Below are 11,675 nucleotides of genomic sequence, written 5' to 3'. Positions count from 1 at the left end.
GAACGCCGCCACCAGCGCCCGCCCGGCCAACCACCCCGGCGTTCCGGAAGAAACCCGAGCACCGCACCAAGTGGCAACTCGCCGGGCTGGAAGTGGCAACTCGCCGGGCTGGAAGTGGGGACTCGCGGGGGTGGGGAGGGTTCACTGGGTGGGGTCGTTTGTTTGCTGGCAGGGGGTGGTAACCGAGGTCATGGCGCGAGTGACGGCGATCGAGTCGATTCGGAGCGACCAGGATGCCTTGCTCCGGACGCTGGCACGGGTAGCCCGGGCGTTGCGGGGGGCGGACGTGCCGTTCGTGGTCACGGGCGGGTGCGCGGTGTATGCGCGGGGCGGGCCGGCTACCGAGCATGACCTTGACCTGCTGGTGCGGGAGGACGACGTGCCGGCGGCGGTGAGTGCGCTGGTAGCGGGCGGTATGCGCGCGGCCGAGGCCGCCGAGGACTGGCTGACCAAGGTGTACGACGGTGATCGCCTCGTCGACCTGTTGTTCCGGCCCAACGAACGTCCGGTGGACGACGCGATGCTCAAGCGGGCCGACGAGATGCGGGTGGGCGGCACGCTGGTGCCTGTGCAGCATGCGACTGACGTGCTGACGCAGAAGTTGTTGACGTTGAGCGAACACCGGTGTGACTTCAGCCTGCTGCTGGCCATCGCCCGGGCGTTGCGGGAACAGATCGACTGGGTGCGGTTGCGGGAGCAGACCGAGACTTCGCCCTACGCGGAGGCGTTTTTGCTGCTCGTCGCCCGGCTGAACATCGCATCCGGCGACGGGCTGCCGGAAGGGAGCGGCACATGACCAGACCGCAGGCACCGGACGCGCCGCAGTACCGCGCGGCCCGGTTGCGTCAGGCCCTGGCCGAGGATCCGCGCACGGCGGAACTGGGCGTGCGGGTGACCGTGCGGGGCGACCACGTGTTGCTGTCCGGGCAGGTCGTGTCGGAGCAGCGAAGGGACGAGCTACAACAGGTCTTGGCCGACGTCGCGCCGGATCTGGCGGTATACAACGACGTCCGGGTGACCTGCGCGGACGAGCCGAGCGGACGGGAGGAGCTCCGGTGATCCGGATCGCCGCGGTCGGCGACGTACACCTCGGTGACGACGCACGGGGCCGGTTACGGCCAGCGCTGGAGAATGTCGGTGAGCACGCCGATGTCCTGCTGCTGGCCGGAGATCTCACCCGACACGGCACTCTCGACGAGGCGCAGGTGGTCGCGGACGAGTTCGGGGACCTGCCGGTGCCGGTCGTCAGCGTGCTCGGCAACCACGACTATCACAGCGACCAGCAGGAGGCCATCGCCGGACTCCTTGAGGACGCCGGGATCCGGGTGCTCGAGGGCGGCAGCGTGATCATCGAGGCCGGCGACAAGCGGCTCGGCGTCGCCGGGGTCAAGGGGTTCGGCGGCGGGTTCGCCGGCAAGTGTGGCAGCGCGTTCGGTGAACCCGAGATGAAAGCGTTCATCGCGCACACGGTGCAGATCTCGGACCGGCTCTGCCACGCGCTCAGTTCGATCGACGACGTCGACGCCCGGGTCGCGCTCACCCACTACGCGCCCACGGTGGACACGCTGCGCGGTGAACCGCCGGAGATCTACCCGTTCCTCGGCTCCTACCTGCTCGGCGAGGCCATCGACGCCACCGGCACCGACCTGGCCATCCACGGTCACGCCCACTTCGGCTGTGAGCAGGGTCTTACCGCGGGCGGGGTTCGGGTGCGCAACGTCGCCCAGCCCGTGATCAACGCCGCGTACTCGGTGTACTGCCTGGAACCGGACCGCGATCAGTCGCCCTCCACCGTCCCGTAAGGACGGCCCGAGGGATCCTTGGTGCCCTCGGCGGTGTCATCGGCGAAGTCCTCGCCGTGGGTGGCGGACCGGCTCGAACCGACACCGTGCGGTGAGTCGGGTTCCGTGTCGGTGGAGGAGACACCCTCGCGCTCCTCGTCCGACACGACGCGGCCGGGACCCCGCTCGCCCTGCGGCTCACCGAAGGCCTTCTCGTTGGCCTCGGTCGCGCGCTCGCTCCCGCCGCTGCCGACGTCCGGAGACCAACCATGGTGCTCCTCGCCCGCGAACCGGGACACGTCCTCGCTCATCGACTTTTCCTTTCGGACAGCCAGGTGTACCAGTCGCGGATACCGTCGCCCCGGGTGGCCGAAACCTGAAGCAGCTCGACGGTGGGGTTTACGCGATTCAGGTATTCCCGGAACCGGTCCACGGCGAAGTCGACGTACGGCAGCAGGTCGACCTTGTTGAGCAGCACCACATCCGCCGTGCGGAACATGTGCGGGTACTTCAGCGGTTTGTCCGCGCCCTCGGTCACCGACATCACCACCGCGCGCCCGGACTCGCCCAGGTCGAACAGCGCTGGGCAGACCAGGTTGCCGACGTTCTCCACGAACACCAGCGATCCTGGCCGCGGGTCCAGCGAGTGCAGCGCCCGGTGCAGCATCTCGGCGTCGAGATGGCAGCCGGCCCCGGTGTTGAGTTGGACGACCCGGCAGCCGGTGGCCCGGATCCGGTCCGCGTCGAACTCGGTCTCCTGGTCGCCCTCCACGACCGCGATCTCCGGACCACCGGCCAGGTCCCGAATCGTGCGCTCCAGCAGGGTGGTCTTGCCCGAGCCCGGCGAGCTCATCAGGTTGATGGCGAGGATGTCCTGACCGACCAGCCATTCCCGGTTGCGCTCGGCCAGCTTGTCGTTGTGGGCCAGAACTTTCTGTTCGAGTGTGACAGTGTGTCCGTGATCGTGCTCGGTCACCGAGCAGCCGCAGGTGGCGCACATGCCGGGGTCACCTCCACCGACTTGATCAACATGTCCCGGCCGGAGTGCACGGTGACGTTGGCACTGTCGCAGTTCGGGCACAGCACGATCGGATCGTCCACTGTGAACTCGTGCGCACAGTCCCGGCACCGGGCCGATCCGGATGGTTCGTCGATCTCCAGACGGGCGCCCTGCAGCGTGGTGCCCTCCGCCACGAGGTCGAAGCAGAACCGGATGGAGTCCACCACCACCCCGGACAGCTTGCCGATCTCCAGGCGCACCACCGAGATCCGGGTCTCGCCGAACCGTTCGGTGATGGCCGACACCACGCTCTGGGTCAGCGACAGCTCGTGCATCAGCAGATCCTCGGCAGCGGGTCGCCGACCAGCAGGTCACAGATCCGGGTGCCGCCGAACACCGTGTTGAGCAGCACCAGTCCCGGCGGATCCGCCTTGACCCGGCCGATGATCGCGGCGTGCTCGCCGAGCGGGTGACGGCGCAGCGCGGCCAGCGCCTCGTCCGCCGAGGCGCCGTCGACGAAGACCACGATCCGCCCTTCGCAGGCCACGTACAGCGGGTCGATGCCGAGCAGTTCGGAGGCGCCGCGCACCTCGGTGCCGACCGGAATGGTCTGCTCGTCGACCACGACGGCGACCTCCGCCGCGCGGGCCACCTCGTTGAGGATCGTGGCCACCCCGCCCCGGGTGGCGTCCCGCATCGCCCGCACGCCCGGCACGGTGCCCAGCAGCCCGGCCACCAGATCGTGCACCGGCGCGGTGTCCGACACCAGGTCGGCCTCGATGTCCAACTCGCCACGGGCCAGCATCACGGTCACGCCGTGCTCGCCGATCGGGCCGGACACCAGGATCGCGTCGCCGGGCCGCACCGTCGCGATCCCCAGGCGGCCCGGATGTTCGAGCACGCCGACGCCGGCCGTGTTGATGTAGCAGCCGTCGGCCTTTCCGCGCTGCACCACCTTGGTGTCGCCGGTGACGATCGAGACCCCGGCGGCGTCGGCGGCGGTGCGCATCGAGTCCACGATCGCGGTCAGGTCGGCGACCGGGAACCCCTCCTCCAGGATGAACCCGGCGGTCAGGTACAGCGGCCGCGCGCCGGAGACCGCGAGGTCGTTCACCGTGCCGTTGACCGCCAGGTCACCGATGTTGCCGCCGGGAAAGAACAGCGGGGAAACCACGAACGAGTCGGTGGTCAGGGCCAGCCGGGCGCCGGAAACGGTCAGTTCGGCCGCGTCCTCCAGCGGTTCGAGCAACGGGTTGCGGAACGACTCGAGGAAGATCGCCTCGATCAGGGTCTGGCTGGCCTTGCCGCCGGACCCGTGGGCGAGCGTGATCCGCTCCTCCTTGACCTTCGCCCGGCGCCGCCGCGCGCGCTCGATCCGGTCGAGGACCTGTTGTTCCCGTTCCGAAGGTGGGGCGGTGTCCTGCGCACTCACGACAGGCTCGCCTCCCGGACCCGGGTGCGGGTGAACCGGCCGAAGTTGTAGTAGGCGGCGCAGGCGCCCTCGGGCGAGACCATGCAGGTGCCGATCGGTGTCTCCGGCGTGCACGCGGTGCCGAACACCTTGCACTCCCAGGGTTTCAGCACACCCTTGAGCACCTCGCCGCACTGGCACGCCTTGGGGTCGGCGACCCGCACGCCGGGCACCTCGTAGTGCAGTTCGGCGTCGAAGGCGGCGTACTTCTCCCGGATCCGCAGTGCCGAGTGGGAGATGAAGCCCAGGCCGCGCCACTCGAAGTACGGCCGCAACTCCATCACCTCGGCGATCGCCCGCAGCGCCGTGAGGTTGCCCTCCCACGGGACCACCCGGGAGTACTGGTTCTCGACCTCGGAGCGGCCCTCCTTCAACTGCAGCATCAGCATGTAGATCGACTGCAGGATGTCCAGCGGCTCGAACCCGGCCACCACGATCGGCTTGCCGTAGTCGGCGGCGATGAACTCGTAGGGCCGGCAGCCGATCACCGTGGACACGTGGCCCGGTCCGATGAAGCCGTCCAGGCGGAGGTCCGGCGAGTCCAGGATCGCCTTGATCGCCGGGATGATCGTGATGTGGTTGCAGAACACGGAGAAGTTCTCGATCCCGTCCTTGGCCGCGCGCAGCACGGTCATCGCGGTGGACGGCGCGGTGGTCTCGAACCCGATGGCCATGAACACCACCTGCTGGTCCGGGTTCTGCCGGGCGATCTTGAGTGAGTCCAGCGGCGAGTACACCATCCGGATGTTGGTGCCCTCGGCGTTGGAGTCGAAGAAGTTCCCGCCGCTGCCGGGCACCCGCATCATGTCGCCGAAGGAGGTCATCAGCACGCCGGGCCTGCGGGCGATGTGGATGGCGTCGTCGATGCGGCCCATCGGGATCACGCACACCGGGCAGCCGGGTCCGTGGATCAGGGTGATGTTCTCCGGAAGGTAGTCCTCCAGTCCGTGCTTGTAGATGGTGTGCGTGTGCCCGCCGCACACCTCCATGAACTTGTACTCCCGGCCCGGCTCGCACAGGCTGGTGATCTTGGCGGACAACGCTCTGGCCTTGTCGGCGTCCCGGAACTCGTCGACGAACCGCATGATCCTCAACTCCTAAACGATGTGCGAGTCCCGCAGGGCCGCGATCTCGTCGTCGTAGGCCTTGCCGATGCCTTCGAGGAACTCCATGGCCGCCTTCGCCTCGTCCTCATCGATCTTGGACAGCGCGAACCCGACGTGGATCAGCACCCAGTCACCCGGCTCGACCCCCTCGTCCTCCAGCAGACCGATGTTGATCGCCCGCTTGACCCCGCTGACGTCGACCCTGGCCAGGTCCGGCCGGTCGGTCAGGATCTCGATCACTTCCCCGGGAATGCCGAGGCACATGGCGTCTCCTCTCTCGCGCCGCGCCCATGCTCGGCGAGTAGGTCCAGCACTGTGCTGATCGCGGCGGGCACCGCGCGCTCAACGGCGGGGCTCAGGCCCATGTGCTGGTCGAGCCGGTCCGGCTCGCAGCCGACCAGGAGCACCCGGCCGGGGTCCTCCCCCAGGGTCGCCACCAGGCGCAGCACGACATCGGGCTGCATGCCGTGCGCGTCGAGGATCGGTGCGACATCGGCGCCGGCGGCGGTGTCCAGTTCGATCACATAGACCGTGCCGGGCGGTTCGCCGCGACTGGTGGCGTCCACCAGGATGGTCAGCTCGTAGCCGCCGCCGGCCAGGTCGTAGGCCAGGTGCATGCCGCGGATGCCGTAGTCGACCACCCGCGCCCACTCCGGTATGTCTACTTCGGACAGCCGGCGGGCCACCTCCACGCCGAACCCGTCGTCGCCGAGGAACACGTTGCCGACCCCGGCCACCAGCACCGTTGGTCTCACAGGGGTTCGACCTCTTCCGGGCGGAAGTACCGGTACCGGCCGTGTGCGGCGAACAGCTCGGCGCCGGGATCGTCTTCCAGCGACACCGCCAGGTACCGCTCGCCGTCCACATCCAGCAGCACGGCCCGCACCATGGCCGTGCGGCCGGCGAGGAACATGTCGTGCGCGTCGGCCCGGCCGCCGGGCCGCAGTCGTACCCGGGTGCCGTTGCCGACCTCGACGCCGGCCACCGTCACGGTGTCGGTCTCCGGCGAGACGGAGGCGTCCGCGCCCGGATCCCACCACGGCACGTCCGGCCGCGCAGTGACGTCGGCCGGCTCGGCCTCACCGGTCACCGAACGCAGGTAGCGCACCGAGCCGTGCAACCGTTCGAGCAGTTCGTCCGGCAGATGGTCGACCCGGTCCAGCAGGTCGGCCGCCCGGCTGTCGGTCGCTCTGGCCTCGCGTTTCTCCTCGTCGGTGAGGGTCATGGTGCGCAGGGTGAGGATCTCGTCGATCTCGGTGCCGTCGAACAGGTCGCCGGCACTCTCCGGGGCGATCGTCGGGTGGTCGTAGAGAATGATCGGCGAGCAGAGCACGGTGTCCCGGTCCGGGGGCGAGCCGACCAGCACCGGCCAGATCCGCTCGCTGCGGCATTCGGCCGCGAACACCGATGCCCACTCCGGCGGCTCCAGCAGCGACAGGAAGGTCCCGGACGACAGCGACAGCAGCGCGTGCGTGGCGATCAGCGCGTGCCGCAGCGCCGCCGGCCGGTCGGCGTCCGGCTGGTGCCAGGTCACCGTGTTCTCGATCCGCACCCGCAACCGCAGCCCGCCGTACGGGCCGGGCAGCGGGTCGGCCCGCAGCCGCAGCAGGCCGTGCAGGGGCTCGCGGCGGCGCGTGATTCGGGTCCGGCGCGGGCCGGGCAGGTGTTCGACCTCCTCGCCACCGTCCACCTGGAACGGAACCTCGTTGTCACCGCCGAGCAGGTCGGCGAAGCGCAGCGCCGTGTCGATCTCGCACTCCACCGCCTCGTCCCAGCTGGTGTGCTCGGTGCCCTCGACGGCGATCGCGGCCACCGGCTGGTAGCCGGAATCCTCGGCCACCTCGACCGTTCGGGCCTGCAACTGCAGGAAGCGCAGCCGGACGTGCAGGGTCGCACCGGAGTCCGGTTCGGCCAGCAGGTCGGTGCCGCACCAGGCGTGCTCGCCGGTGCCCGACCCGACGTAGCCGGGCGGCATCAGCACCCCCCACTGCCAGCGGACCTGGTTCTTGGTCGCCGAGGCCCGGTACGGGTAGAGCAGATAACCCTCGTAGAGCACGGCGTCCGCGATCGCCCGGGCCTGATCCATCGCCGTCATCGGCTCACCAGGGCGCCTTGTACCCGGTCGTCAGCTCGCGGCCCTTCTTGCGCCACGCCGGTTCCTTGTCCACCTTGCGTTCGGTGATCTTGCGGAGCCGGCGCATCACGCCGCCGTAGACCCGGCTGCCGGTGGCCGAGACCCGCGACCCGGGGGGCGGGTCCATGAACGGCATGAACTTGTCCGGGAACCCCGGCATCGTGCAGGCGATGCAGATCCCGCCCACGTTCGGGCAACCGCCCACGCCGTTGATCCAGCCCCGTTTCGGCACATTGCACTTCACCACCGGGCCCCAGCAGCCCAGCTTCACCAGGCACTTCGGCGAGCCGTACTCCTTGGCGAACTCACCCTGCTCGTAGTAGCCCCCGCGGTCGCAGCCCTCGTGCACCGTGGCGCCGAACAGCCAGGTCGGCCGCAGCGCCTCGTCCAACGGGATCATCGGAGCCTTGCCGGCCGCCTGGTAGAGCAGGTAGAGGATGGTCTCGGACAGGTTGTCCGGATGGATCGGGCAGCCCGGGACACACACGATCGGGATGCCCGCCTTCGAGCGCCACTTCCAGCCGAGGTAGTCCGGCACCCCCATCGCGCCGGTCGGGTTGCCGGCCATCGCGTGGATGCCGCCGTAGGTCGCGCAGGTGCCCACCGCCAGGACCGCCAAAGCCTTGGGGGCCAACCGGTCCAGCCATTCGCTGGTGGTCATCGGCTGGCCGGTGTCCGGGTTGTTGCCGAACCCGCACCAGTAGCCCTCGGACTTGATCGCCTCGTTCGGGATCGAACCCTCCACCACGAGCACGAACGGGTCCAGCTCACCCCGGTCGGCCTTGTGCCACCATTCGATGAAGTTGTCCGCACCCTGCTCCGGGCCGCACTCGAAGTCGATCAGCGGCCAGTGCACCGCGATCTTCGGCAGTCCCGGCAGCGCGCCGAGAACGATCTCCTCGATGCTCGGCTGGGTCGCCGCCGTCAGCGCGACCGAGTCCCCGTCACAGCCGAGGCCTCCGTTCATCCAGAGAATGTGAACCGGTGCTTCCTCAGCCGTTGTCATCTTTGATCATCTCCCAACGCGGCGAGCGTCAGCTCCCACAGAGCGTGGTAGAGCGTCGTCTGGGCTTCCTGGATCCGGTGCACCGAGGTGGACGGCACCACGAACAGGTGGTCGATGCTGTCCAGCTCGGCCATTTTGCCGCCGTCGTAGCCGGCGATCCCCACGGTGAACAGGCCGCGCCGGCCGGCCTCGTCGAAGGCGCGCACCAGGTTGGCCGAGTTGCCGCTGGTCGACAGCCCGACGGCGATGTCGCCGGCCCGGCCGAACGCGGCGATCTGGCGGGAGAACACCACGTCGAAGCCGACGTCGTTGCACAGCGCCGTGATCACCGCGATGTCGTTGGTCAGCCCGATCGCGGGCAGCGGCCGGGCGGCGCCGTCCGGACCGTCCGCCGGACTGAGGAACAGGCTGGCCAGGTCCTGCGCGTCGGTCGAGCTGCCGCCGTTGCCGAAGGCGAGCAGCCGGGCGCCGGCGGCGAAGCGCTGCGCCATCGCACCGGCGCAGGCGAGCAGCCGGTCGCCGTCCCGGTCGAACACCTCGGCCCGCAGCCGGGTGATCTCCTCGGTCTTGTCCACGGTGGACTGCCGAACCTGTTCCAGCACGGCGTCCACATTGGACCGGCCGGCATAGAGGAACGGGTAGAGCGACCGGACGTCGGCGGCCGGCTCGGCGGATCCGTTGCTCCGGGTCACCGCGAGTCGCCGCCCAGCATCGCGATCGCCTCGCCGGCGTGAACCAGGATCTGGTCGCCGGGCCGGGCGGAGACCAGCGCGACGCTCACCTCCTCCTCGGTACCGGCCTCGGTGCCGACCACGGCGAGGTCGTCGTCGAGCAGGCGCAGCACGGTCACCGCGACGGCCGAGTCCGAACAGGTGATGCAGACGTCGTCATGGCACTCGGGCAGGTTCACGTCAGCTCACCACGCTCGGGTCGAGCACGCCCGGCTGTTCGAAGAACACGTGCACCAACTCCCACAGCACGTGGTACATGGTCACGTGCACCTCCTTGACCACGCGTGGGTCATCCGACCGGGCGAGGAGCACATGGTCGGCGGCATCGCTGGCCGCGATCTGCCCACCGTCGCCGCCGACCAGCGCGACGCAGAGCAGGCCGAGCTCGCGCGCCTGCGCCAACCCACGCCGGACATTCTCGCAGTTTCCGTCGGTGGACAGTCCCAGCGCGATATCGTGCGAATCGGCGAGAAAACGTATCTGGTGGGCAAAAGTTTCCGCCAGGCCGACCCGGTTCGCGATTCCGGTCAGGGTGGCGACGTCGGAGGTCAACGAGATGGCCGGCAGGGCGCGCTTACCGACGATCACCGGATGCACGAACTCCACCGCGACATGCTGGGCGTCGGTACTCGGTCCCCCGTTGCCGAACACGACAAGCTTCGCTCCACGGTGAAATCGGGCAGCCATCGCGTGACAGGTCCGGGCCACGTCCAGCGCCTGGCTGGCGAGATCGTTCAAGGGTGCGGTTCTGCGCGCCAACAGCTCGCTGACACCGACCCGGCCGGACTGGGTCATCTGGACACCTCTGTCCGAGTGACGACACAACTGTTCGCCGTTTTTGGTCATCTTAAGACGGCCTGCCGGCGCCGGCAAGCCAGACCTGGTGTGGAATCCACGATTTCCCGAATCACGGACGACAATTCTGTCTTGCTGGCGTCGATCGACAGGACTAACGTTTCCCGAGGGCATACCCGGGACCCCGCAGCCATTCTGTCCAGCGTTCGAGGTCACCGATGACAAGTGTCGAGAAGTCCGCCGCCGACGAGGAGCCGGTACACATCCTCTGGATGAATGGTGGCCTTGGCTGCGACGGCGACTCCGTCGCGCTGACGGCGGCGACCCAGCCGAGCATCGAGGAGATCCTGGTCGGCGCGCTGCCCGGGCTGCCGGAGGTCGCGGTGCACTGGCCGATGCTGGACTACGAGTGCGGCCCGGAGCAGGGTGCGGACAACTTCATCGAATGGTGGCACAAGGCCGACCGCGGCGAACTGAAGCGTTTCGTGCTGGTCGTCGAGGGCTCGGTGCCCAACGAGGCGATCAAGTCCGAGGGCTACTGGTGCGGGTTCGGCAACAACCCGGCCACCGGCCAGCCGATGACCACCAGCGAATGGCTGGACCGGTTGGCGCCCAAGGCACTCGCCATCCTCGCGGTCGGCACCTGCGCGACCTACGGCGGCATCCACGCGATGGCCGGCAACCCGACCGGCGCCATGGGGGTGCCGGACTATCTCGGCTGGGACTGGAAGTCCAAGGACGGCATCCCGATCGTCTGCGTGCCCGGTTGCCCGATCCACCCGGACAACCTGTCCGAGACCATCCTCTACCTGCTCTACCAGGCGGCCGGCAAGGCTCCGATGATCCCGTTGGACGAGGCGCTGCGACCCAAGTGGTTGTTCGAGGCGACCGTGCACGAGGGCTGCGACCGGGCCGGCTACTACGAGCAGGGCGAGTTCGCCAAGGAGTACGGCTCGCCGAAGTGCCTGGTGAAGCTCGGCTGCTGGGGCCCGGTGGTCAAATGCAATGTGCCGAAACGGGGCTGGATCAACGGCGTGGGCGGCTGCCCGAACGTGGGCGGGATCTGCATCGCCTGCACCATGCCCGGCTTCCCGGACAAGTTCATGCCGTTCATGGACGAGCCGCCCGGCAGCAAGGTCTCCTCGGCGGCGACCGGAATGTACGGAACGGTTATCCGGGCCCTGCGCGGCTTCACCGCGAAAAAAGTTGACGAAGAGCCGAAATGGCGCGCAAAAGGCAACCAGCTACTGAGCGGCTACCAGTCGGACTGGTGAAGGAGAGCGAAAACCGATGACTTCCACCAAGGACTCGAACCTGGTCGAGATGGCCTGGGATCCGGTCACCAGGATCGTCGGCAGCCTCGGCATCTACACGAAGATCGACTTCGCGCAACGCAAGGTCGTCGAGTGTCACAGCACGTCGTCGATCTTCCGGGGCTACAGCATCTTCATGAAGGGCAAGGATCCGCGCGACGCGCACTTCATCACCAGCCGGATCTGCGGCATCTGTGGCGACAACCACGCGACCTGCTCGGTCTACGCGCAGAACATGGCCTACGGCATCAAGACACCGCCGCTTGCCGAGTGGATCTTCAACCTCGGTGAGGCCGCAGAGTTCATGTTCGACCACGCGATCTTCCAGGACAACCTCG

General features: G+C 68.6%; 17 protein-coding genes. 5 read left to right on the top strand and 12 right to left on the bottom strand.

Annotated features, from left to right (window positions below):
* Nucleotides 1-199 precede the first annotated feature (199 nt).
* Genes VFO68_RS04730 through VFO68_RS04720 form a run of 3 tightly spaced genes read left to right on the top strand, consistent with a single transcriptional unit; the run spans nucleotide 200 to nucleotide 1,802 of the window.
* Nucleotides 200-796 (top strand): nucleotidyltransferase family protein, encoded by a 597-nt coding sequence (locus tag VFO68_RS04730; RefSeq protein WP_325156908.1) that lies wholly within the window; start codon nucleotides 200-202, stop codon nucleotides 794-796.
* Nucleotides 793-1,059: a BON domain-containing protein gene (locus VFO68_RS04725; protein ID WP_325156907.1), complete on the top strand. Its 267-nt coding sequence runs from the start codon at nucleotides 793-795 to the stop codon at nucleotides 1,057-1,059. Before VFO68_RS04730 ends, VFO68_RS04725 begins: the two co-directional genes overlap by 4 nt.
* On the top strand, nucleotides 1,056-1,802 hold the full coding sequence (locus VFO68_RS04720) for a metallophosphoesterase family protein (RefSeq protein ID WP_325156906.1): 747 nt from the start codon (nucleotides 1,056-1,058) through the stop codon (nucleotides 1,800-1,802). Before VFO68_RS04725 ends, VFO68_RS04720 begins: the two co-directional genes overlap by 4 nt.
* Here the strand turns inward: VFO68_RS04720 and VFO68_RS04715 are convergent.
* Genes VFO68_RS04715 through VFO68_RS04660 form a run of 12 tightly spaced genes read right to left on the bottom strand, consistent with a single transcriptional unit; the run spans nucleotide 1,778 to nucleotide 10,024 of the window.
* Nucleotides 1,778-2,092, bottom strand: coding sequence for a hypothetical protein (locus tag VFO68_RS04715; RefSeq protein WP_325156905.1), 315 nt, complete (start codon nucleotides 2,090-2,092; stop codon nucleotides 1,778-1,780). The genes VFO68_RS04720 and VFO68_RS04715 overlap by 25 nt on opposite strands.
* Nucleotides 2,089-2,781, bottom strand: a complete 693-nt coding sequence (gene hypB, locus VFO68_RS04710; protein ID WP_325156904.1) for a hydrogenase nickel incorporation protein HypB — start codon at nucleotides 2,779-2,781, stop codon at nucleotides 2,089-2,091. The genes VFO68_RS04715 and hypB overlap by 4 nt, the downstream gene beginning before the upstream one ends.
* The gene (gene hypA / locus VFO68_RS04705; protein WP_325156903.1) at nucleotides 2,754-3,116 is read right to left on the bottom strand and encodes a hydrogenase maturation nickel metallochaperone HypA; all 363 of its coding nucleotides are present in this window, start codon (nucleotides 3,114-3,116) and stop codon (nucleotides 2,754-2,756) included. Before hypA ends, hypB begins: the two co-directional genes overlap by 28 nt.
* Entirely contained in the window at nucleotides 3,116-4,213 is a 1,098-nt protein-coding gene (gene hypE, locus VFO68_RS04700; RefSeq protein ID WP_325156902.1) for a hydrogenase expression/formation protein HypE, read from the bottom strand. Before hypE ends, hypA begins: the two co-directional genes overlap by 1 nt.
* On the bottom strand, nucleotides 4,210-5,337 hold the full coding sequence (gene hypD / locus VFO68_RS04695; RefSeq protein WP_325156901.1) for a hydrogenase formation protein HypD: 1,128 nt from the start codon (nucleotides 5,335-5,337) through the stop codon (nucleotides 4,210-4,212). Before hypD ends, hypE begins: the two co-directional genes overlap by 4 nt.
* A 12-nt stretch (nucleotides 5,338-5,349) precedes the next feature.
* The gene (locus VFO68_RS04690; protein WP_325156900.1) at nucleotides 5,350-5,622 is read right to left on the bottom strand and encodes a HypC/HybG/HupF family hydrogenase formation chaperone; all 273 of its coding nucleotides are present in this window, start codon (nucleotides 5,620-5,622) and stop codon (nucleotides 5,350-5,352) included.
* The gene (locus tag VFO68_RS04685) at nucleotides 5,595-6,113 is read right to left on the bottom strand and encodes a hydrogenase maturation protease (protein ID WP_325156899.1); all 519 of its coding nucleotides are present in this window, start codon (nucleotides 6,111-6,113) and stop codon (nucleotides 5,595-5,597) included. Before VFO68_RS04685 ends, VFO68_RS04690 begins: the two co-directional genes overlap by 28 nt.
* Nucleotides 6,110-7,453, bottom strand: a complete 1,344-nt coding sequence (locus VFO68_RS04680; protein WP_325156898.1) for a hypothetical protein — start codon at nucleotides 7,451-7,453, stop codon at nucleotides 6,110-6,112. Before VFO68_RS04680 ends, VFO68_RS04685 begins: the two co-directional genes overlap by 4 nt.
* A gap of 4 nt (nucleotides 7,454-7,457) precedes the next feature.
* Nucleotides 7,458-8,498, bottom strand: a complete 1,041-nt coding sequence (locus VFO68_RS04675) for a hydrogenase expression protein HypE (RefSeq protein WP_325156897.1) — start codon at nucleotides 8,496-8,498, stop codon at nucleotides 7,458-7,460.
* Entirely contained in the window at nucleotides 8,495-9,190 is a 696-nt protein-coding gene (locus VFO68_RS04670; protein ID WP_325156896.1) for an SIS domain-containing protein, read from the bottom strand. Before VFO68_RS04670 ends, VFO68_RS04675 begins: the two co-directional genes overlap by 4 nt.
* Complete coding sequence (locus VFO68_RS04665; RefSeq protein ID WP_325156895.1) at nucleotides 9,187-9,408, bottom strand: HypC/HybG/HupF family hydrogenase formation chaperone; 222 nt, start codon at nucleotides 9,406-9,408, stop codon at nucleotides 9,187-9,189. Before VFO68_RS04665 ends, VFO68_RS04670 begins: the two co-directional genes overlap by 4 nt.
* Nucleotide 9,409: 1 nt before the next feature.
* Nucleotides 9,410-10,024, bottom strand: coding sequence for an SIS domain-containing protein (locus tag VFO68_RS04660; protein ID WP_325156909.1), 615 nt, complete (start codon nucleotides 10,022-10,024; stop codon nucleotides 9,410-9,412).
* 218 nt (nucleotides 10,025-10,242) lie between these two features.
* Here VFO68_RS04660 and VFO68_RS04655 point away from each other — a divergent pair, with 218 nt between their 5' ends.
* A complete protein-coding gene (locus tag VFO68_RS04655; protein ID WP_325156894.1) occupies nucleotides 10,243-11,298 on the top strand; it encodes a hydrogenase expression protein HypE in 1,056 nt (351 codons plus the stop codon).
* A gap of 16 nt (nucleotides 11,299-11,314) precedes the next feature.
* Nucleotides 11,315-11,675, top strand: a 361-nt coding sequence (locus tag VFO68_RS04650) for a nickel-dependent hydrogenase large subunit (protein ID WP_325156893.1), incomplete at its 3' end; no start/stop codon positions are given.

The organism is Actinophytocola sp., from assembly GCF_035712165.1.
Lineage (GTDB): Bacteria > Actinomycetota > Actinomycetes > Mycobacteriales > Pseudonocardiaceae > DASYTH01.
This window is presented reverse-complemented; position numbering and strand designations above follow the sequence as displayed.

Bases quoted from the DNA above. Each gene is read 5' to 3' on its own strand.
- VFO68_RS04725 (WP_325156907.1), top strand. From the start codon at position 793: ATGACCAGACCGCAGGCACCGGACGCGCCGCAGTACCGCGCGGCCCGG.
- VFO68_RS04715 (WP_325156905.1), bottom strand. From the start codon at position 2,092: ATGAGCGAGGACGTGTCCCGGTTCGCGGGCGAGGAGCACCATGGTTGG.
- hypB (WP_325156904.1), bottom strand. From the start codon at position 2,781: ATGTGCGCCACCTGCGGCTGCTCGGTGACCGAGCACGATCACGGACAC.
- hypA (WP_325156903.1), bottom strand. From the start codon at position 3,116: ATGCACGAGCTGTCGCTGACCCAGAGCGTGGTGTCGGCCATCACCGAA.
- hypD (WP_325156901.1), bottom strand. From the start codon at position 5,337: ATGCGGTTCGTCGACGAGTTCCGGGACGCCGACAAGGCCAGAGCGTTG.
- VFO68_RS04690 (WP_325156900.1), bottom strand. From the start codon at position 5,622: ATGTGCCTCGGCATTCCCGGGGAAGTGATCGAGATCCTGACCGACCGG.
- VFO68_RS04680 (WP_325156898.1), bottom strand. From the start codon at position 7,453: ATGACGGCGATGGATCAGGCCCGGGCGATCGCGGACGCCGTGCTCTAC.
- VFO68_RS04675 (WP_325156897.1), bottom strand. From the start codon at position 8,498: ATGACAACGGCTGAGGAAGCACCGGTTCACATTCTCTGGATGAACGGA.
- VFO68_RS04660 (WP_325156909.1), bottom strand. From the start codon at position 10,024: ATGACCCAGTCCGGCCGGGTCGGTGTCAGCGAGCTGTTGGCGCGCAGA.
- VFO68_RS04655 (WP_325156894.1), top strand. From the start codon at position 10,243: ATGACAAGTGTCGAGAAGTCCGCCGCCGACGAGGAGCCGGTACACATC.